General features: G+C 49.3%; 19 protein-coding genes. 12 read left to right on the top strand and 7 right to left on the bottom strand.

The window, feature by feature from the left end; translation table 11 throughout:
• Positions 1-32 precede the first annotated feature (32 nt).
• The 5 genes from pyrC to solA all read left to right on the top strand — a co-directional run bounded on the left by pyrC (position 33) and on the right by solA (position 3,542).
• Entirely contained in the window at positions 33-1,079 is a 1,047-nt protein-coding gene (gene pyrC, locus SJI19_RS15735; protein ID WP_323479219.1) for a dihydroorotase, read from the top strand.
• A 75-nt stretch (positions 1,080-1,154) separates the two neighbouring features.
• A complete protein-coding gene (gene dinI, locus SJI19_RS15730; protein ID WP_323479218.1) occupies positions 1,155-1,394 on the top strand; it encodes a DNA damage-inducible protein I in 240 nt (79 codons plus the stop codon).
• Positions 1,395-1,548: 154 nt separating this feature from the next.
• Complete coding sequence (locus SJI19_RS15725) at positions 1,549-1,827, top strand: hypothetical protein (RefSeq protein WP_323479217.1); 279 nt, start codon at positions 1,549-1,551, stop codon at positions 1,825-1,827.
• Between the two features lie 169 nt (positions 1,828-1,996).
• Positions 1,997-2,251, top strand: a complete 255-nt coding sequence (gene bssS, locus SJI19_RS15720) for a biofilm formation regulator BssS (protein ID WP_323479216.1) — start codon at positions 1,997-1,999, stop codon at positions 2,249-2,251.
• Positions 2,252-2,414: 163 nt separating this feature from the next.
• The gene (gene solA, locus SJI19_RS15715) at positions 2,415-3,542 is read left to right on the top strand and encodes an N-methyl-L-tryptophan oxidase (RefSeq protein ID WP_323479215.1); all 1,128 of its coding nucleotides are present in this window, start codon (positions 2,415-2,417) and stop codon (positions 3,540-3,542) included.
• Between the two features lie 42 nt (positions 3,543-3,584).
• Here the strand turns inward: solA and SJI19_RS15710 are convergent, their stop codons facing one another.
• Positions 3,585-4,619, bottom strand: a complete 1,035-nt coding sequence (locus SJI19_RS15710) for a rhodanese-related sulfurtransferase (protein ID WP_323479214.1) — start codon at positions 4,617-4,619, stop codon at positions 3,585-3,587.
• A gap of 243 nt (positions 4,620-4,862) precedes the next feature.
• On the opposite strand from SJI19_RS15710, the gene SJI19_RS15705 reads away from it, so the two are divergent.
• From SJI19_RS15705 to mdtG, 3 genes are all read left to right on the top strand, one after another.
• Positions 4,863-5,960, top strand: coding sequence for an NADH:flavin oxidoreductase/NADH oxidase (locus SJI19_RS15705; RefSeq protein ID WP_323479213.1), 1,098 nt, complete (start codon positions 4,863-4,865; stop codon positions 5,958-5,960).
• A gap of 178 nt (positions 5,961-6,138) precedes the next feature.
• A complete protein-coding gene (locus SJI19_RS15700; RefSeq protein WP_323479212.1) occupies positions 6,139-7,062 on the top strand; it encodes a Kdo(2)-lipid IV(A) acyltransferase in 924 nt (307 codons plus the stop codon).
• Between the two features lie 214 nt (positions 7,063-7,276).
• Complete coding sequence (gene mdtG, locus SJI19_RS15695; RefSeq protein ID WP_323479211.1) at positions 7,277-8,503, top strand: multidrug efflux MFS transporter MdtG; 1,227 nt, start codon at positions 7,277-7,279, stop codon at positions 8,501-8,503.
• 53 nt (positions 8,504-8,556) lie between these two features.
• Here mdtG and SJI19_RS15690 read toward each other — a convergent pair whose 3' ends face one another.
• From SJI19_RS15690 to SJI19_RS15680, 3 genes are all read right to left on the bottom strand, one after another.
• On the bottom strand, positions 8,557-8,787 hold the full coding sequence (locus tag SJI19_RS15690) for a YceK/YidQ family lipoprotein (protein ID WP_323479210.1): 231 nt from the start codon (positions 8,785-8,787) through the stop codon (positions 8,557-8,559).
• 230 nt (positions 8,788-9,017) lie between these two features.
• Positions 9,018-11,537 carry a glucans biosynthesis glucosyltransferase MdoH gene (gene mdoH / locus SJI19_RS15685; protein WP_323479209.1) on the bottom strand — a complete coding sequence of 840 codons (2,520 nt, stop codon included), beginning with the start codon at positions 11,535-11,537 and terminating at the stop codon, positions 9,018-9,020.
• The gene (locus SJI19_RS15680) at positions 11,530-13,038 is read right to left on the bottom strand and encodes a glucan biosynthesis protein G (RefSeq protein WP_323479281.1); all 1,509 of its coding nucleotides are present in this window, start codon (positions 13,036-13,038) and stop codon (positions 11,530-11,532) included. Before SJI19_RS15680 ends, mdoH begins: the two co-directional genes overlap by 8 nt.
• 758 nt (positions 13,039-13,796) lie before the next feature.
• Here SJI19_RS15680 and SJI19_RS15675 point away from each other — a divergent pair.
• Positions 13,797-14,987, top strand: a complete 1,191-nt coding sequence (locus SJI19_RS15675) for a beta-glucosidase (RefSeq protein WP_323479208.1) — start codon at positions 13,797-13,799, stop codon at positions 14,985-14,987.
• Between the two features lie 70 nt (positions 14,988-15,057).
• Here SJI19_RS15675 and SJI19_RS15670 read toward each other — a convergent pair whose 3' ends face one another.
• Positions 15,058-15,231 carry a hypothetical protein gene (locus tag SJI19_RS15670; RefSeq protein WP_323479207.1) on the bottom strand — a complete coding sequence of 58 codons (174 nt, stop codon included), beginning with the start codon at positions 15,229-15,231 and terminating at the stop codon, positions 15,058-15,060.
• Positions 15,232-15,876: 645 nt separating this feature from the next.
• Here SJI19_RS15670 and SJI19_RS15665 point away from each other — a divergent pair.
• Entirely contained in the window at positions 15,877-16,347 is a 471-nt protein-coding gene (locus SJI19_RS15665; RefSeq protein WP_323479206.1) for a hypothetical protein, read from the top strand.
• 86 nt (positions 16,348-16,433) lie between these two features.
• Here SJI19_RS15665 and SJI19_RS15660 read toward each other — a convergent pair whose 3' ends face one another.
• Positions 16,434-17,129 carry a phosphohydrolase gene (locus SJI19_RS15660; RefSeq protein ID WP_323479205.1) on the bottom strand — a complete coding sequence of 232 codons (696 nt, stop codon included), beginning with the start codon at positions 17,127-17,129 and terminating at the stop codon, positions 16,434-16,436.
• Between the two features lie 207 nt (positions 17,130-17,336).
• Positions 17,337-17,948 carry an alpha/beta hydrolase gene (locus SJI19_RS15655; RefSeq protein WP_323479204.1) on the bottom strand — a complete coding sequence of 204 codons (612 nt, stop codon included), beginning with the start codon at positions 17,946-17,948 and terminating at the stop codon, positions 17,337-17,339.
• A 294-nt stretch (positions 17,949-18,242) separates the two neighbouring features.
• Between SJI19_RS15655 and SJI19_RS15650 the strand changes: the two genes are divergently transcribed.
• Together SJI19_RS15650 and SJI19_RS15645 are read left to right on the top strand one after the other, a co-directional pair.
• Positions 18,243-19,355 carry a L,D-transpeptidase family protein gene (locus tag SJI19_RS15650; RefSeq protein ID WP_323479203.1) on the top strand — a complete coding sequence of 371 codons (1,113 nt, stop codon included), beginning with the start codon at positions 18,243-18,245 and terminating at the stop codon, positions 19,353-19,355.
• Positions 19,356-20,154: 799 nt separating this feature from the next.
• Positions 20,155-20,898, top strand: a complete 744-nt coding sequence (locus SJI19_RS15645) for a carbonic anhydrase family protein (protein ID WP_323479202.1) — start codon at positions 20,155-20,157, stop codon at positions 20,896-20,898.
• The last annotated feature ends 739 nt before the right edge of the window (positions 20,899-21,637 follow it).

Below are 21,637 nucleotides of genomic sequence, written 5' to 3'. Positions count from 1 at the left end.
GATTCGCACATTCCTAGCCGGAGCCATGTCCAATGACCTCAACGCCAAACGTTCTCACCCTGCGCCGTCCCGATGACTGGCATTTGCATCTGCGCGATCACGACATGCTACGTGCGGTGCTGCCCTATACCAGCCAGGTTTTTGCCCGGGCCATCGTGATGCCGAATCTTTCCTCGCCGATCACCACCATGGCGCAGGCTGTAGATTATCGTGAACGTATCCGCGCGGCCGTGCCGACCGACCATACTTTTACGCCGCTGATGACCTGCTATCTCACTGATACGCTGGAAAAATCACAGTTGATTGAAGGATTTTCCCAAGGTATTTTTACCGCTGCCAAATTATATCCTGCTAATGCCACCACCAATTCCAGCCACGGCGTAACACAAATCACTGCCATATACCCACTGTTTGCCGCCATGGAGCAGATCGGCATGCCATTATTGATCCACGGCGAAGTCACAGCGCCGGATGTCGATATTTTCGATCGCGAGGCGGTATTTATCGATCGGGTCATGGATCCTATTCGCCGGCATTTCCCAGCATTAAAAATAGTGTTCGAACACATCACCACCCGGGAAGCCGCGCAATATGTACTGGAAGGAGACCCCTTTTTGGCGGCGACCATTACGCCCCAGCACCTGATGTTTAATCGCAACCATATGTTGGTAGGTGGCGTACACCCTCATCTGTATTGTTTGCCGATCTTAAAACGCAATATCCACCAGGCCGCGCTGCGGGCGGCAGTCGCCAGCGGGTGTGATCGCTTATTCCTCGGTACCGATTCCGCGCCACATGTGCAACACAATAAAGAATCCGCCTGTGGCTGTGCCGGCGTATTTAATGCCCCTGGCGCCTTAGCTGCCTACGCCATGGTTTTTGAGGAACTTGACGCACTCGCCCATCTTGAAGCATTTTGCTCGCTCAATGGCCCTCGTTTTTACGGTCTGCCGGTCAACGAGGATTTCATTGAATTGCACCGCATTGCGCAAATACAGCCGGAGAATATCGCGTTGAGCAACGACACGTTAGTGCCTTTCCTGGCTGGCCAAACGCTCAATTGGACCATTAAGGCGTAAAGAAATCGCTGGTACTTGCGCTGCAAATGGTTATACTGTATATATAAACAGGCGTTGATACTATGAGAAAAAATTATGCGTATCGAAATTACTCTTGCCAAAGCGTCACCGCTGCCCGCAGGCGCGCTTGAGGCATTGACTAAAGAATTTACCACAAGAATAGATAAACAATTTTCCGACTCCCAGGTACAGGTGCGCTACGCTGGCGCAAACGGCATCAGTGTTTTGGGTGGCTCTAAAGAAGACAAGGTGCTCATTACCGACATCCTGCAGGAAACGTGGGAAAGTGCCGATGACTGGTTTGATCCCCAATAATAAACTGTCTGTACTGTCGCTTAGCCGGGGTTAACCCCGGTTTTTTTATGGGCCGATACCACAAAATAAGCCGTTTCTCTATTGGCAAACGGTGCATTCTAGACTGTAATTCATTTCAGACACGTAACATAAACTGCCTGAGGAGGGATTGATCATGGTCACCAACAAGCCGGAAGAAGCGATGACCTTCGGCGAATTACTGGACGTCATCAGTGAGCAACAACGCCGACTTAGCGTATTGGAGGTTGCCTTTTCCTACCTCTCGTTCAGCCTCGATGAGAAGGCTACCCAGTTGCTTATACATAACCTGTCGCTTGAAGCCAAGAACCAAACCCGTGACGCCAGTACGCAAGCCTGTTTTGCTCAGTTGGCCAATGACATGGCTCAACGCATGAATGCCGACACCTCCCCCATCGCGCAACAAGATGACTAAGTCGGGATAGGGTTAGCCGACAATGCCCCCACAAATAAGTTAAAAAAAATCGGTTAATTAGCAAAAAAAGTGACAAGAAGAGAGGTATACTTAAAGGGCTTGCTTAAAAGGAGCCGCATTAAACCTCAAAGTTACTCTTGTTGTTAAACGAGTCAGAAAAGGGGTATTTATGGACAGCAAAAACGAAATTATCCATACCCACCCACTGGTCGGATGGGACATCAGCACCGTAGACGCTTACAGCGCCATGATGATCCGCCTGCACTACATCAATTCAACCAACCAGCCCGAAGAGGATGCTGAGGTTGACAGAACTTTGTGGCTGACCACCGATGTTGCGAAACAGCTGATATCCATTTTGGAAGCGGGCATCGCAAAAATTGAATCGACGGAATACCAAGATGTTGATCGCAAAAGGCATTAATCTTAACGCTAGTCCACAGGCACCCGCTGCTTTGCATCGGGTGTTTTTTTTATTATCATCTTAATCCATTGTTACCGCCTGATGACACAATGTCCCGCCGTGGCAGCACGCACTACTCGCGTTCATCTTCACCGGTAAACGGGACTTAGCAGGAATAATCCGCATGGTTTATGATTTAATTATTATCGGTAGCGGCTCAGTAGGCTCAGCCGCGGGTTTTTACGCTACAGAAGCCGGTTTGAATGTCCTGATGGTTGATGCTGCGTTTCCGCCACATCACGCTGGCAGCCATCACGGGGAGACCCGGATTATTCGCCACGCCTACGGCGAAGGGAAAAAGTATGTCCCGCTACTGCTCCGTGCACAAACCTTATGGGACGAGCTGGCAATTCGTAGCGATACCCGGCTATTTCATCGCAGTGGTGTGTTGAATCTTGGCCCGCACCAATCCGATTTTATTACCAATGCCATCAGCAGCAGCCAGGCATATCAGCTCGATTGCGATATATTAAATACCGCCCAAATCACCGCCCGCTGGCCAGAATTTACCCTGCCGAAAGACTATCTTGGGGTATTTGAACCGCAAGCGGGATATTTAAAATCCGAACTGGCCATCGCCAACTATATCCGTTTGGCAGAACAAGCGGGCTGCGCGCAGTTATTTAATTGCGCAGTCACCGCTATTGAACGCCAAGGCCGCGAGTTTGACATTGCCACTCTCGACGGCAGCCACTATCAGGGACATAAGCTGCTGATTTCAGCTGGCACATGGGTGAAAAAACTCATCCCTTCCCTGCCGATCACCCCAGTGCGAAAGGTTTTTTCATGGCATCAGGCAGACGGTCGGTTCAGCGAAGATAACCATTTCCCGGCATTTACCCTAGAAACGCCCGATCATAGCCACTATTATGGATTTCCGGCAGATAAAAACGCGCTAAAAATAGGTAAGCACGACGGTGGACAGCCCATTGACCGTGCGGAGCAACGCACACCTTTCGGCAGCCACCCCACCGACGGCAGCGAGAATTTCGATTTCTTGCGCCATTTTTTGCCGGGCGTCGGGGTGTGTTTGAACGGGGATAGCTGCACCTACGACCTCTCTCCAGACGAGGATTTTATTATCGACACCCTGCCTGATAATCCCGATATGCTTATTGTCTCCGGTTTGAGCGGTCACGGATTTAAATTTGCCAGCGTGCTGGGAGAAATTGCCGCCGGTTTTGCCGCAGGTCATCGCTGTGCATTTGATCTTGCCCCCTTCGCCTTAAGCCGTTTTGCTTCGCTAGCTTAACCCATGAGCGCCGCAGCGCTCATAAAACCGCAAGAACGCTGCCTAGGAGCGCTTTAACGACAGCCTCTGTCGGGATTTATTGAAAATTTTCATACCATTTTCACGCCCAGCCCGACGCGCCCGTTGTTGTTCAAACGGTAGCGCCAACTCATCACAACAGATGGCGCTGCAACAACCCTGGTATTGTTCCGCACAGCTCGAACACTGGATAAACAGCAAATGACACCCTTGATTGGCGCAGTTGACATGGGTGTCACACGAGGTACCGCACTGATGACAGTGCGCTATCACATCATCAGTGATACGTTCACCGAGCCGTTCATCAAAGACGAAATTTTTACCGGTAAATTTCAGCGGTAGACCTTGTTCACGGGCGCGTCGTGCATACTCAATAATTCCGCCCTCCACATGATAGACGTTGGCAAAACCATGGTGTCGCATATAGGCGCTGGCTTTTTCACAGCGAATGCCACCGGTGCAGTACATGACAATATTTTTGTCTTTATCCGGCGTTAGCATTTCCACAGCCATCGGCAACTGCTCGCGAAAGGTATCGGAAGGAATTTCCACGGCATGGTCAAAATGACCCACCTCATATTCATAGTGATTACGCATATCCACAAAAAGTGTATTCGGATCGTCGGCCATGCCATTCACCTGCTCAGCGGTGAGATAGTGACCCACATCGGATGGGTCAAAAGACGGATCGTCGATACCGTCGGCGACAATGCGTTCTCGCACCTTCATACGCAGAACCCAGAAGGATTTTCCGTCGTCATCAAGCGCCACATTCAACCTAAGCCCATCCAATGCCGGATGGGCTTGGTACAAGATGGTTTTTACGATCTCAAAATGGCTCTGCGGCACACTGATTTGGGCGTTGATACCTTCGCTGGCGATATAGACTCGACCAAAAACCCCCCACTTGGTCATGGCGCAATAAAGCGCATCGCGAAATGCCTGAGGCGCGTCCAATCGGAAATATTTATAAAACGATAGGGTGATACGTGGTTCGGTCTCGGCCAGCATCAGTGCTCTGAGCTCGTCATTGGAAACCCGGTTATGTAACACTGGCATGGTGCTCGTTCCTGGTGGTGGTTGAGGTTGCGGCGAATCATACCGCAATTGATTAACATTTTTCAAAATACACCTTATTTTTTTTGCCAAAATTTAACAATAAATAGCATTTATCGCTGAGTTAACAGCCGATTAAATTGCTAACGTTAGTTATCATCAGATTAATAAATTGTCGTTATACCTATATGGCTAACGCTGTTAACCCGCTATGGGTATTCCAACTGCCAACGTCGAGGCAATGTAATGAGTCAGTTATTTTCAGGTTTCACCATAGGAAGTCTATCGCTGCCTAACCGCATAGTGATCGCGCCTATGTGCCAGTATTCAGCCGATGAAGGTAAAGCGACCTTTTGGCATCAGATCCACCTCGGCCATCTGGCCCTGTCAGGCGCGGCCCTGATGATTGTTGAAGCGACTGCGGTTAGCCCCGCTGGACGTATTTCGCCCCGGGATTTAGGTTTATGGGATGACGACACACACGACGCCCTGGCGGACGTGGTTAAACACATTAAGCAGCATTCACCCATTGCACTGGGCATACAACTGTCCCACGCTGGGCGTAAGGCATCGACTCACGTTCCTTGGGAAGGGGGGAAAAATATTGCCCCAAACGACGGTGGCTGGCAAACGTTGGCGCCATCGGACATTCCTTATGCCAGCACCGATTTTCCGCCGCAGGTGATGGACCAAAACGATATCAGTGCCTTAAAAGCGGATTTTGTCGCTGCGGCCAAACGCGCCGAGCATATTGGTTTTGACGTTATCGAACTGCATGCGGCCCATGGTTATCTTCTGCATCAATTCCTTTCACCACTGGCCAATCACCGCCAAGATAATTATGGCGGCAGCGTGGAAAATCGTATACGTCTGACGCTAGATATTTTCCACGCGATACGTGAGGCCGTGTCAAAACAGATTGCCATCGGAGTACGGATTTCCGCAACCGATTGGGTTGACGGCGGGTGGGATATTGAACAATCGGTGGTGCTGGCCAACGCATTAAAAACGCAAGGCTGTGACTATATCCACGTGTCGAGCGGCGGATTATCAGCTCAACAACACATCCCGGTTGGCCCCGGCTATCAAGTCCCGCTCGCTCGGCGGATTAAAGAACAAACTGGACTTAACACCATTGCCGTCGGGCTGATCACCGAACCCGAGCAGGCAGAAGCCATCGTGGGAACCGGGGATGCCGATCTGGTCGCCCTGGCACGCGCCGTATTGTACGACCCCCGCTGGCCTTGGCATGCGGCGGTTAAACTCGGTGCAAAGGTAAATGGACCACGACAATACTGGCGCTGTGAACCTCATTATATAAAAGATCTTTTTTTAAAGGAATAAACCCAACAATAGCATTGTTAAACAAATAATTAGCGTGCACATTCGAAATTTTTTAATTTTTTTGCGCGCTACTTTATTTCTCATTTTTAAAAATGATGCCAAAATAAATCTAGTATTGGAAAAAAAACGGCTTTTAATCCCTTATTTTGCCGTCTACACCTTATAAAAAAGAGAACCCATGACAAATATACCAACATTTACTCGATCTCTGCTGCATCCGCGCTATTGGCCGATATGGATTGGCATAGGCTTGTTATATCTTGTTGTATTGTTGCCTTATCCTTGGTTGTACCGTATCGGTACCTCCTTGGGTCGCCTTTCGATGCGTTTTCTCCCGCGGCGGGTTAAGATCGCCCGGCGTAATATTGAGCTTTGTTTTCCCCATTGTTCGGTTAAGGATAGGGAAACACTGTTGATCAAAAATTTTGAATCAGTGGGTATGGGGCTGATAGAAACTGGCATGGGTTGGTTCTGGTCAGATCGGCGGGTACAGCGCTGGTTCAACATTTCAGGCTTGGAAAACATACAGTTGGCCAAGCAACAGCATAAAGGCGTGTTATTAATTGGGCTCCATTTTCTATCGCTGGAATTAGGCGCACGCATCTTTGGGATTAAAAATCCCGGTATCGGGGTCTATCGCCCCAATAACAATAGGCTGCTGGATTGGCTGCAAACCTGGGGACGGATGCGCTCCAATAAATCCATGCTAAATCGGTCCGATATCAAAGGCATGATCCGCGCATTGAAAAATGGCGAAATTATCTGGTATGCCCCTGATCATGATTATGGCCCGAAAAGCAGTGTGTTCGCCCCGCTATTTGCCATGGAGCAAGTCGCCACCACTGCCGGGACCCATGTGCTGGTCCGGTTGGCCAAGCCGGCCGTTATTCCGTTTGTTCCCCGTAGATTACCCAACGGCCAGGGTTATGAACTTATCATCCAGCCCGATCAAATCGACGTGCCACTCGAGAGCGATATCGCCACAGCCACCTACATGAATAAAGTGCTGGAAAAAGCCATCCTGCTGGCGCCCGATCAGTATATGTGGTTGCATCGCCGTTTTAAGACCCGGCCCCCTGGACAGCCCTCGTTATACTCATGATCGCCATACCCTTTATCATTCAAGTTACAGGGACGTGGTTATGCTCATTGATCAAAAGCAGTTATATCGGGTATTAGCCGGTCGATTGGTGCAAAACATGCCGCTAAAATTGCCGCTACACCACTTTCACGGCATAATTAACACATTCCCCTACTCCGCCGCTCACCGTGGGTATAGACACTTGTCAGCTATTATCAATTCTTATTAGGATGTCATGACGTCGGTACCAGAACCCATTAATTGGAAGCGTAATCTCTACATCGCATGGCTTGGTTGTTTCCTTACCGGTGCAGCTTTTAGTCTGATTATGCCTTTTTTGCCACTTTATGTGGAAATGCTCGGTGTTACCGATGCCAAGCAATTGAATATCTGGTCCGGGGCGGTATTTAGCATCACTTTTTTGTTTTCCGCCATCGCGTCGCCATTTTGGGGTAGTCTGGCCGATCGCCGCGGGCGTAAGCTGATGTTGCTACGATCAGCGCTGGGCATGTCCATCGTAATGGCCCTGATGGGCATGGCGCAAAATATCTGGCAATTTTTAGCGCTGCGGGCGCTGTTAGGCCTGTTGGGCGGTTTTGTACCAAACGCCAATGCCCTGATCGCCACCCAAGTACCGCGCAATAAAAGCGGCTGGGCTTTAGGTACGCTGTCCACCGGCGCGGTTAGCGGCGCATTGATCGGGCCGCTGATCGGCGGTTTTCTCGCCGACCATTATGGTCTGAGGCTGGTATTTTATATTACGGCACTCGTACTATTTATCTGTTTTATCACTACGTTAATTTACGTCGATGAACGATTTACCCCGGTACTGAAAAAGGACATGCTCAGCGGACGGCAGGTGTTTGCATCGCTGACTAAACCGCGTCTGGTCTTAAGCCTGTTTGTTACCACCATGATCATCCAGATTGCCACCGGCTCCATCGCACCCATTTTGACGCTTTATGTGCGCGAACTGGCGGGTAATATTCACAATCTGGCGTTTGTTAGCGGTTTAATCGCCGCTGTGCCCGGTGTCGCCGCATTGATCAGCGCACCTCGACTCGGCCGCCTTGGGGATCGAATCGGCCCGGAGCGGATTCTCATCGCTATGCTGGCCTTGTCTATCCTGTTGTTGATTCCGATGGCGTTTGTCCAATCTCCTTGGCAACTGGGTGTTCTGCGCTTTTTGTTAGGTGCCACTGACGGCGCATTGCTGCCGGCGGTGCAGACCCTACTGATCTATAACTGCACCAACCAAGTCGCTGGCCGCATTTTTAGCTACAACCAGTCGTTCCGTGACGTAGGTAACGTCAGCGGCCCGCTGATTGGTGCCGTAGTCTCTGCCAGCTATGGCTATCGTGCAGTATTTTGTGTCACCGCATTAGTGGTGCTGTTTAACGTGATTTATTCATGGTGGAGCCTGCAGCATGGGCCGTCTAGGCTACATCTGCCGAGCGAATGATCCTTTTGCCCTTAGGCGCAGGTGCGTCTGGTCGCACCCACTCCCCTAAAGACTTATCGGTAGGGTCCGTGTCGCATATCCACTGGCAATAAGATGGTATCAACCACCATCGACAAGGGCAGGTCAATAATGGTGATGTATTTCCAAGGGGTATCACGCAGATCCCACAGCACGCCTGGATAATACTGGTGGCCATGTCCCTGACCTGGGAACGTACGACTGATAATGCTACCGCACCCGGTCAGGGTTAAAACGGCCACCATCAGTAAACACATCCTACGCATTTGATTTACCACCCCTAGAGTTGACATACATCGGCTATAGCAACGACACCCTGCCCCACCCGGCGACACGAGCATAACGGATATATCCCCGTGATGCTTGATGTTGCATGCGCGTTGGTTTTGCTGCAACTCGGATTATTTCGGGTATAAGCGAAAAATAATGAACAGCGAAACATAAAAAAACCGCCTCGAAACCGGGGCGGCTCTTATCAAGATCATACTCTAAAGCGTTATTTCTTATTCCAGGCCGCCAACGTGGCCGGCAGTGACCACAACCGCAGATGCAGCCGTGACAATATCACCGGATCGCTGATTATCGCCAAGCGCTGCGCGCCGTTTAATTCGGCCGGGCCACTTTCCAGGGCCCGTTCCACATGGTCCTCACGCACACTTTCGATAGCCGGACTGATACCATGTCGGGCGGTGGCCATGCTTACCGCCAATGCATTGTAAGCCGGATCGATTACAGCCTTGCGAAAACCATCCGCCAGCGCCCGCGCCTGGTTGAAGCGCAGGTAATTTTCCGTATCCACCAGCTCTTTCGGCGGCGAATACTCTTCCGGTATCAGGAACAGGCTGACACGCTGGCAAGCCAGCCCCAAGTTGGCGCGACTCGAGAACACTGAAACCAAAGGCGACAAGATCAGTGAAAATACAATCGGCGACAGCCACCAGAGAAAACGTAAATCCAGCCAGGCCATACCACCAGCCCAGACCAACCCCAGCAGCATTTGTGGGCCATGGCGTACGAAGGATTCACTCCAAGGTGTGGCATCATCGTCCCGCTGTGGCGAGTTCCATTGCACCGACCACCCCAAGAACGCACTCACGACAAACACCGTATGGAACAACATGCGTACCGGCGCCAGCAGTACCGAAAATAACATTTCCAATAGCATAGAACAAAACAGAATCACCGCCCCGCCATACTCCTTGGCACCCTTGGCGATAATCAAGATAACGCTCAAAAGCTTGGGCAAAAATAGCAGTACCATAGTCGTGGAGAACAGCGCTATCGCCAACTCGGGACGCCACTGCGGCCAGACAGGAAACAGCTGGCGAGGCTGCAGAAAGTATTGCGGCTCCATTAAACTGTGCACCACCTGCAACGCGGTGGATAAGGCTAAAAACATAAACCACAATGGTGCAGATAAATAGGACATAACGCCGGTTAGAAATACTGCTCGATGAACCGGATGCATTCCTTTAACCAAGAACAAACGGAAATTCATCAGGTTGCCCTGGCACCACCGACGGTCACGTTTAAGCTCATCAAGTAAGTTAGGCGGCAGTTCTTCATAACTGCCCGGCAAATCATAGGCGATCCACACGCCCCAGCCAGCACGTCGCATTAACGCGGCTTCAACAAAGTCATGAGACAGGATTGAACCGGCAAAAGAACCTTCTCCAGGCAAGGGGGCCAATGCGCAATGCTTGATAAAGGGCTCTACCCGGATAATGGCATTATGGCCCCAATAATGGGACTCACCTAATTGCCAATAATGCAAACCTGCAGTGAATAGCGGCCCGTAAACCCGCGTGGCGAACTGCTGGCAGCGGGCATACAGCGTATCCATCCCGGAGGCCTTGGGCGCGCTTTGGATAATCCCCGCATTGGGATTGGCTTCCATCAGCCGCACCAAATTGGTTAGACAGTCTCCGCTCATCACGCTATCGGCGTCCAAGATCACCATATAACTGTATTGCTTGCCCCAACGACGGCAGAAATCATCAATATTGCCGCTTTTGCGTTTCACCCGACGACGACGGCGACGATAAAATATCCGGCCAAAACCACCGGTTTCCTGGCAAATTTCCATCCAGGCTTTTTGTTCTGCGACGCAGGTATCGGCGTTGTAGCTGTCACTGAGAACATAGAAATCAAAATGCTCGATTTGGCCGGTCGCTTTCACCGATTCATACGTAGCGCGCAGCCCAGCGAATACCCGCTCCACATCCTCGTTACAGATGGGCATGATAAGCGCGGTGCGATGCTCGATGTTCAGCGGCTCGTCGCCAGTAGTGCTGGCCGAAATACTGTATTTATCATGACCAATAAGTAATTGGAGAAACCCCATCAAGGCGGTCCAAAAACCGGCGGAGACCCAACAAAAAAGAATCGCGAACAGAATCAAAATGCCGCTTTGCAGGACATACGGCAATAACTGTATCACCGACTGCCACCAATTCTGGTGCAGCATGTCCATGGGATCAATCAGCGCCCACCCTTGATAGGGTAGGATAGTTTTCATATACCAGGTCGCGATGGCGGTCTGAAACAGCGTGAGTGCCAACAGAATATAGCGACGCATCGTACCGACCCGGCGCCAGTTACCCTTTTCCCGGGCAGCTTCTTGCTTGTGACGCGGCGCGCGGGTGTGACCGCGCAGGGCGTCCCAATACCGCACTATCGGGTTGGTTAGCCAAGGTTCGGGAAACATTGGCGTTCGAGTGACCGTCGGCATGGCTTTAATCACCGTACGACCCTGGCTATCCGCTACCACCAAATCCTGTTGAGTGGCGGTTTCCGGCCAGGCCATGCTCAGCCGCGATTTGACCGAATCCAGCGCAGCATCATCCGGTGCCGGATTAGGGTTAACTGCGGGTGTCACGCCCCCGATATCGGCATGCAGCGCCCCGAGAGACTGACCGCCATCCGACGGCACACTGGCGCGCAACGTGCTTTTCTGCTCGGCAGAAAGAGGCAAAGCCTCGATATAATCGAGGCTTGATTCAGTTGATTTATTCATTAGCAGGTAACAAATAGCTCCAGGTTTCAGTCAATGTCTTATCGCCGTTTACCAATGCGGCACGCATATCGGTGGGTTGTTTTTCGTCTTTCACGCGCAGGCGCAGGGTCAGACGCCAGCCATGCGTCACTGGATTGTAACGGACATTGTTTTCTACCACTTCAGCATTTGCGCCCACACTTAGCTGGGACGCCACTGGGGTATTTTCGGGCAGCGCTTTAAGCACCGGACCCATAAAATCCACCACAAATGCGGTGGTGCCATCCGGCTTACGAATCAGATTGGACTGTTTTACGTCTCCGGCTGAACGCATCGTTTGCTGAACATAAGCTACGTCCGGGGAGTGAATCTTCTCTTCATCACGGGTAAAGGTCATCCGATAGGCAATATCGAACGGTTTACCCACTTCAGGTAATTTTTCCGGCGTCCAAAACGCCACAATATTATCATTGGTTTCATCCGCCGTAGGGATTTCAACCAACTCAACGTGTCCCTTACCCCAGTCACCATGAGGCTCTATCCAACCGCTTGGGCGCAAATCATAGCGCTCATCCAGATCCTCATATTGCGAAAAGGCGCGGCCACGCTGTAGCAGACCAAACCCGCGCGGGTTTTCAACTTGAAAGGTGCTGACCGATAAATGCCGCGGATTATTTAACGGACGCCAAATCCATTCACCGTTGCCGGCATGAATAGATAAACCATCGGAATCGTGCAAAGCCGGGCGATAATTCATGGTCGGAGAAGGCTGGTTCGGGCCAAAAAGAAACATACTGGTTAATGGCGCTATCCCCAGTTTACCTACTTTATCACGCAGGAATATTTTGGCCTGTACCTCTACGCCGGTATCGCGCCCAGGATAGACCACAAAACGATAGGCGCCTGTGGCGCGTGGCGAATCAAGCAGTGCGTAAAACACCAAATGTTTATCATTTGGATGGGGGTGTTCAATCCAGAACTCACGAAAACGCGGGAACTCCTCTCCAGAGGGCAGCGCGGTATCGATAGCCAGACCACGCGCGGAAAGCCCATAGACCTGACCTTTACCTATAACGCGGAAATAACTAGCGCCCAGCATACTGACGATTTCGTCGCTTTTGTCAGCTTTATTGATCGGATAAAGGATTTTAAATCCGGCAAACCCCAGATTTTTCACTAGATCAGGATCGTGCTTTACCGAGCCAAAGTTGAATAAATCGGGAGAATATTTAATATCCTTAACCGTGGTGGCGGTCACTTCATTGATCTTGACCGGCGTGTCAAAATACATGCCCTGATGATAAAACTCTAGCTTGAAGCGGGTGGGATCGTCATGCCAGTAAGATTTGTCATGATTGAACTGAATCTGCTGGTAATCAGCAAATTTCATTTCACGAAATTGCGAAGGCAAATTGCTTTTTGGTGCCTCGTACCCCTTACTAGCCAGTTCTTGCGCTTGTTTAGCCACATCGTCAATAGAAAACGCCGATGCAGGCAATGCATATAACGACAATAACACCATTGCTCCTAGCAAACGGAAACTCACTCTAGGTAGCTTACCTAAAAATTTATTATCTGGCACATCCCCCCCCTATGCTTGTGCTCTTAATCATTCAAAGCAATTTTAATTGATAAATCACTTTCCAGACACGTGATACAACGATGGTGACTCACCTTAACCCTACCGACCCAATGTGTAATCCATAGGCTAAAAAGCAAGCGCATCTACCGGTAAAAGATAGTCCATAACCGCAGATTCCAACAATCAGTACCGCCCGCTGATTTTACATTAGCCATCAGCGGGGGGTTAATCATTTTTCACACTAAAGTTGATCTTATTAAAAAAGAGCATGTTTAAGGGCTCCATTTGATGTGTTAAGGCAAAAAACAGTTGCAAAGTGTTTTCCTTAACCGGGATAGTAGCGAAACATAAATTAATTTTATCGGCTTTATAGGAAAATTCTTATTACATTAACTTATTAAAATTGATGAAAAATCTTTTGTCTCACGAATAACCAGCCCACCAGAAAATGACAAATTTCAGGCGCTAAATGACGTTGTGGAATATGTGACGAGTTGCCCATCTTCACGTTGCTGAAAAGTCAAACGTTGACTCACCTGATTTTTTGCGGTTCTCTGATCTATTAAGATTGCTATCAATACCGCAAAATCCGCGTTTAGCAACATCAATTATACCTTGCCTAACTATCTTTAAAGGGTAAGAGGTTCGGCCAGTACTGGCACCCACGGCCTTACACACACAAAAAAAGGGGAAGCCCAATGCAGGATCAAATCAATCATGGGATATCACCCATCTACCAACCCTCAATTTTCCAAAGCTTTTTCCAGGGCGGGTTCGATTGTTCAACGGAAACCCGGGGCGACGGGCGACGCATTGATATCATCAATGCCAGCGGACATGAAATGCTGGCATCAAAAGACTATGCCCAATTGGCTGAGCAAAATATAACCACCGTACGTGACGGCGTGCGCTGGCACTTGATCGAGCCCAGTCCAGGACACTATGACTGGTCTAGCTTTCTATCAATGTTTCATGCTGCTCAGGCGAATCACCTGCAGATAATTTGGGACCTCTGCCATTTTGGCTGGCCGGATCATGTTGATGTATGGAAGCCAGAATTTGTTGCGCAATTTGCCCATTTTGCCGGGGCGGTGGCGGCCAAGATGCGCGATGAGGGTGTCACCGGACAGTATTTTACGCCAATCAACGCCATATCCTTCCTGGCTTGGGCCGGCGGCGATATCGCCCATATCCAACCCATGGCGTCGAAACAAGGCCGAGCGTTGAAGCTGCAAATGGTGCGCGCTACCCTGGCCGCTATTGATGCCATTCGCGCAGTGGACAATACTGCCCGCTTTTTGCAACCGGAACCCGTCGTACATATCAACGCACCAGAAGGCCAGCCGGAGATGGAAGTCGCCGCTGAGGCCCTGCGGATGGCGCAATTTGAGGTTTGGGATATGATCTGCGGCAAATCTCTGCCCGAACTGGGCGGTCGGTACGACTATCTGGATATCATCGGCATTAGCTATCACCCAGACAATCAATGGTTCTATGAAGGTGGGTTGATTCCTTTCGATGACACGCATTATCGCCCTTTCACCGCGATCCTCAAGGAAGTCTACCAGCGTTACCATCGCCCACTGCTCATTGCCGAAACCGGCGCCAATAGCGATTTACGCGTGCCATGGATGCGGTATATCTTTGAGCAATGCGTTCAGAGCATGAAAAACGGTGTCGCCATTGAAGGCATCTGTATCTACCCGGTAGCAGATTATCGTAGTTGGAGCGGGGAAAAACACTTGCCGTTCGGTTTATTGGGCATGCAGGATGTGAATGGAAACCGCTCGCTGTTTGAACCACTGGCCCTGGAAATCCACAGTCAGCAAATACGCTTAAAGAGTTTGCGTGAAGACGGGCGGCCTGATCCTAAAGCTCAACCAGCTTAGTCTTCGCCAATCCAGCAGGTGTATTTCGCCCATGACGGTTGTGCCGGTAGGGTACGTATCCGTCTCGGGCTTACGGTGAAGGCGACGTTGACACAGAAATACAGGAACCCACATCCACGCCGCCGTTATGTTTAACATCATAAAAATAGGCAAGCCCAAACGATACCGACACGACGATTAAGAACGAGAGTAATAACCCGATAATGGCAAGTAATTTGGTATCATCCAGTCTACTGTTTTCCATGTCTACTCCCTCCTTTCGGCCCTCTGACATCAGCTCATCCACAGTGTCACTAAAACGATATAGTCTACATAATTCGCGTGTCAGGAAGGCGGCAACGTGGCCATCATTTCGTGTTTCCCGATACATTCTGTCGCGATGAACATGGCGTTTCTTTTCACAAAAATACGGTTTGAGTGAGAATAATTGATTAAATTTCAACAATGCTACTGAGCAAAAAAATCCCGTACAAACCTGCTTACAAAATAGGCGAATCCTTAGTTTTTTGCAAGTAGCGCCACTGATGTCATGGATATTGATCTCCAGGGACATTGCTGCGCAGCACACACCACCCACCCCCTTTATTCCTCAACGTAAAAACGTTGCCAGTGTATGTCAATACCTTCTGGACGTTGTTAACTAAAGGTAAGGTAAACTATTGACTGCCTGGTTGAATAAATCTGCTGAAAAACCGATCATTACGAAGAACTAACTTGTTGTTGGCGCAGTAAGGACACTCAGTGGCATTGGGTTGATTATACTATTTTTGAATAACCCGATTTTATCGCTAATTATTTAATGACAGAGTTGTTAATTAGCCAGATACTTAAGTCATGTTTATACTTTTTCGGTGATGCGGTGGGCTAATAACCCTCAGCGTAATATACGATGATACTAAAGCCCCTGCGACACGCAAATAAATACTCCACCCAGTTTGCCCGCGCTACCTTGGATTGCGACGGTTTCGCTTTGCACTCTGGTTGGATAGTGGCCTACTGCTGCCATCCGATTACACAGGAATATCTCTGCGCCACGATGGAATTTTTATGCGCTGGTGCGCACCTTCCTTGCCACAGTTACCAGGACAAACCCGAACTGCCTCAAGGTGACCTGGCCGTAATTCGTTCACCCAATGGCCAACACTGGCAAGCGGTGACGGATTTGCGTGGTAAAACCGGCTACCTGATCAGCGACGGCAGTGTTGTCCACATCAATTCTCTTGCGGAGCTACCGGCTTCGGTGACGCTTAACGCCCCACAACAAGCCACCGACACCTGGAATGGCGATCGGTGGGTCTCCGTGCTATCTGGGTTATCCAATGCTCCGTTAAATCATCAATTACCCCCACTGCTTAAATAAAATTCGTGATGAATTCGCTTTTGCGTTAGGCCACGCGCTGGACGGAATAAACGTCCTTTGTGGCCTCATGGCTTATCATTGGTGTATTAGCATTTAACTCTGAATCGTGCCAGGGTTTCGCTATCTAACTGGCAATACTCCCCTTTTAGCTCAGCACAAAGCTTACTCATGAATGTCACGAGATAGTCAATATTGTAAGCCGCCATTTTTCGGCCCATTTCCGTTTGCATCGTGTCAGCCAAGGTTAATAATTTGGTTTGAAAATGATCGAAGGTATACTGGACATCATCCAGCGGACGATGCAAGGCCAAAGGGTCCTGCGCATTGAACAACCCGCGGCCGAGCTGGCCAGAAACGTGAAATACTCGGGCCAAGCCAATGGCACCGAGTGATTCAAGTCGATCGGCGTCCTGAACTATTTTCGCTTCAATGGTCTCGGGCGCGATACCAGCACTAAAACTATGGGCGGCGATGGCATGCGCCACTGCGGGATAATTGGCGACCGGATAATCAGCAAAATGTGCTGCCAGAATTCTCAATGTTTCTTGCGCCGCCTGTGTTGAGGCCAGATGACGTTCAGGATGATTTTTCGGCAAATTGACAATATCGTGGAAATAACAGGCTGTCAGTACACATAATTCATTGGCTGATGAACCCTGCATAAGTTTACGGGCGGTTTGCCAAACACGGCTGAAATGGGCTACATCGTGCGCTTTGTCATCCTGTGAAAAATAGCGTTCCAGATACGCCTTGAATCGTCGTTCCCATTGTTCTAATTCCATAACTTCTCCTGCAGCTGTAAGCCGTTATGTCATGTATCGCCAGTGTCCCGTCATTAGGGAACCCGGTTAAACCTGTGCGATGTGGGTCCCCCATGACGTCTCCCTGTAACCACGGCGTTTAAACATGATGGTGGTACACACTGTACTAAGCCACATCGGGTTGTGTGCTTCAAGCGGAATACATCATACAAGAAGCGTGTTTAACGATTATCCCACTTCCGCAAGTGTCTGCACGATAAAATGTCCGGCCAGCGCCACACCCTCACTGGACAAACTATGCCCAAGTCCGGGCAAAATAATGTCTTGTGCCGCCACACCCAAGGTTCGCAGTGTGGCCGCAGCACGCTCGGTTTCCAGCGAATTGATAACCGGATCCTGCGCACCATGAATTAATAAAACCGGCACACCAGAAGAAGGAGCCAACGGCAAGGGAGAAGACAATCGACCAGAAAAGGCGACCACGGCCGCTAACGGCCAGCGTCCGGAAGCCACCGCATCCAAAGCCATGATCGATCCTTGCGAAAACCCCACCAATACCACCCGTTGTGGGCAGTCAGCCAGCCCATTCGCTGCCATCAGTCGTAACAGCGTCGCATCAAAAGCGGCGCGCGCGTCCGCCACCCTTGCCGGGCGATTGCTTTCGGTAACGCCGGCAATGCTGAACCATTGATGACCGGTACCCGGGTCAAAAGGAAACGGTGCATCCGGCGCGGCAAACACGGTATCCGGCAATTCGGCACGCCACAGTTGGCCAAGCGGTACCAAATCGTCACCACAGCTACCAACGCCGTGCAACATAATCACTAAACTCTTACTCATCAAACTACCCCTTTATTATGGTCAGCGTGGTCAGGCGTAAACAGCCAGGGCACGCCCCGACGCCTGCTGCACCAAAGCACTCAGCATATCAAAGGTGCCCACCGGACGTGATAAATTAATGGCGAAGGTTCTGCGGACACGACGGTCTTAATACCGTTACCTTTTTTGTACCCAAGGTTACACATATTATTTCCCTCCGAGCCCCTTGTGAACATATAATGCCCATCCGGTCATTCCCGACCTGACATAAACTCTCTTATTACTGCCTGTGTGGCGATTACATCTGACATAACTATGAAAATGAATATGCGCGCAATCTATACGGTGATTCTGGCACTGGCTGCGATCAGCCAGTCGGCATTTGCCGTGGTATACCCCCTCCCAGCCGGCAACAGTCGATTGGTGGGACAAAATCTGGAAATTGATATTCCTCAGGATAGCAAATTACCGCTGGAGCATTTTGCCGCACAGTTCCAAATGGGCCTGAGCAATATGCTCGAGGCCAATCCGGGCGTCGATCCCTACCTGCCAAAACCGGGCAGTAAACTGATCATTCCACAACAGCTCATCCTGCCTGACACGCCTCATGAAGGTATTGTGGTTAACAGCGCCGAAATGCGCCTTTATTATTACCCTAAAGGCACCAAGACCGTCGTGGTATTGCCTATTGGTATCGGTCAATTAGGCAAAGATACCCCGGTGAACTGGGTGACCTCAGTTCAACGCAAGAAAAACGGCCCAACCTGGACCCCGACCAAAGCGATGCACGCTGAATATACCGCCCAAGGTGAATCACTGCCCGAAGTGTTCCCCGCAGGTCCCGATAATCCTATGGGTCTATACGCGTTGTATGTCGGTCGCCTGTACGCCATCCACGGCACCAATGCCAATTTTGGCATCGGACTACGCGTCAGTCATGGCTGTGTACGTTTACGCGCCGCTGACATCAAATATTTATTCGACCATGTGCCGGTGGGTACCCGAGTACAGTTTATCGACGAACCGGTGAAAGCGGCCATCGAGCCGGACGGTACGCGTTATTTGGAGGTACATGACCCATTGTCTTCCACCGAAGAACAATTTCATTCGGACGTGCCGGTACCCATTACTATTCCTGCCATGGTCAGCAAAGTCATTGTGAGCCAGCTCGTCAACCAGAATACGGTTAACGTCGCGTTGCAAAATCGCTCTGGTATGCCAGTAAATATTACCGCGCCTACCGCTAATGAGCCGACCATCGCTTCGGAAAATACCGCAACAACAGCCCCGGATGCCGCCACAAACGCGACAACACCGGCCGCTGATGCAGCCACAGTGACGCCAGCAGTTGCCACCCCTGTGGCCACTAACACTCAGGCAGCCAATCCTGCTTCGACCGTAGCGCCTGTCGCCGCGCAACAACAATAGTGTGAATCAGGTCTAGGCCTGCTCCAGTGGAAACGACGCGTCGTCAGTCGTTTCCACTGACCTATCCCGCGTTCTCTATACACTTTATCTCTGCACCCTCGTCGTGATAAACCACAAAAAACGCCCTTATTACATCTAATGCCATATACCCATCATCTTTCAAGCCGCAGGTGCGTTGGCTGCACTCGTTCACCTGAATCACTTTCTTATATAAGCTCATCGGGATTTATAAGCCTCATCCTGAGGCTCACCCTTCAAGCCAGCGCAAGCGAAAGACAAATCTGTTCCCGACAGATTTGCCTTTCGCTTGCCGCCTTCCTGCAACTCGAAATCTATTGGATATAGTAATTTTTTTAGTTAATTTTATTTAATCATCAAAAAAAATCAACCTGATAAAATAGCCCCACATAAGCAGCCGTGACATCAAACCCTATTACCTCAAGATATTTTTCACAAATCGGTTAATGGTTCGGTTCGAAACGTAAAAAAAAGTTAATAGAATGCATACAATATAATTAATTATCTTAATTGTTAGCTATCAATGATAATTAAGATAATCACATCAAAACAGTAGATATCTTTAGTACTAATGGATAGCAAAGCCGGCAAACAGTAAAACCACTTTTTTTTCACCGACGCATACGCAAAAAAAATATCAAAAAAACAACCTTTATCACTTATTGTCGCGGTTATTTCGATTAAGGTTTATATGTGCATGAATATATGTACCTAGCCAATTGCTTTTCACTATCCCATCCGCAAGTATGAGTCGTTGGGAATCTCCACGTTATAGGAGCTAATGATGCAAAAGACGACACAGCAATCACCAGAACCCGCACGCCGTAGACTGTTAAAGGGGGCAGCCGGACTTTCTATTTTAGGTATCGTCGGTATGGCAGCCTTGGGTTCTGCCTCTATTACTTACGCCGCTGCAATGACCAAAGAAGCACGCGATAAGCTGACACCGGATCAAGTCATTGCAGGATTAAAGCAAGGTAATATTCGTTTCCATACGGGTAAACCACAAAAACATGATTATCTCGCGCAAAAACGCGCCAGCCAGACCGGACAATTTCCGTCCGTAGCGATACTCAGTTGTATCGACTCCAGAGCACCCGCTGAGATAGTGCTTGATACCGGTATTGGTGAAGCATTCAATGGTAGGATCGCCGGCAATATTTCCAATGATGATATTCTCGGTAGTTTAGAGTTCGCATGCGCAGCGGCCGGAGCCAAAGTCATTTTGGTCATGGGGCACACCGCATGCGGCGCGGTAAGAGGCGCGATTGATAACGTAGAATTGGGTCATTTGACCGGATTGTTAAATAAAATTAAACCCGCCATCGAAAAAACGGAATACAACAAAGAAAGGACCGGTAATAATCCGGAATTTGTGGATGCCGTGGCTAAAACCAATGTAAACCTTACCATTGAGGAAATACGCAAAAGCGATATTCTTAATAGACTTGAAGCTGATGGTAAAATAAAAATAATTGGTGCCATGTATAATTTAGCCGGTGGAAAAGTAGATTTTTTCGCGTAAACACGGTGGTTAACAGCCTGACCAGACTGTTAACCCACCCCAAAATATTAATTTCATAAATAGTTAATTAAATGATTTTATTTATCATGCTAGCTATTTCTTTGCATTCATCATTGGCATTAGGTTTTAACACTTAACTTCATGAGGTATAGTTCACCTAAACCACAGGTGCTTTCGCAAACACATTCCCAAAAATTTGTATGATGAATCTTATAAATGTGATGAACATCACTATTTAATGGTCATGTGACACGTAAAATGCGTGATGTACATCACATTTATTGTAAGGGGAAAAATATGGACGTGACACAAAAAACGGATGATCGGTTGTTAAAAGTTTGTTGGTTCTTAGTTTTGTTCGGGATAATTTTTTGTGGTGTTTTGTTGAAAATGTATTGGTAATACGTTGATTTATTTTTAGCCTCTGGCCATTTTATTAGCCATGATATACAGTCACTTTAGTGCAATGCTCTGAAGGTTGTGGAACATACCGATAGTGGATGTTAGCTATCAGTAAATATAATTTCCCAACTATTTCCACTTCCTACGGATCGCCACATTCAATAATACCAGACGTGCTATAATTTGCTCAACTACCCGCATTACATTACGGAGTGCCGATGAAATTAAGCATGGTTTTCCTATCACTATGCCTATTGATGAGCACCGGCTGTAGCGATGGTGCCGCGTCATTCCTTCGGGTAGTACCTTCCCATACCGACATCTGCCCCCATGGACA

It is taken from the genome of Acerihabitans sp. TG2, from assembly GCF_035013185.1.
Taxonomy (GTDB): domain Bacteria; phylum Pseudomonadota; class Gammaproteobacteria; order Enterobacterales; family Enterobacteriaceae; genus Acerihabitans.
The sequence above is the reverse complement of the archived record's forward strand: the minus strand, read 5'-3'. Positions and strand labels throughout refer to the sequence as shown.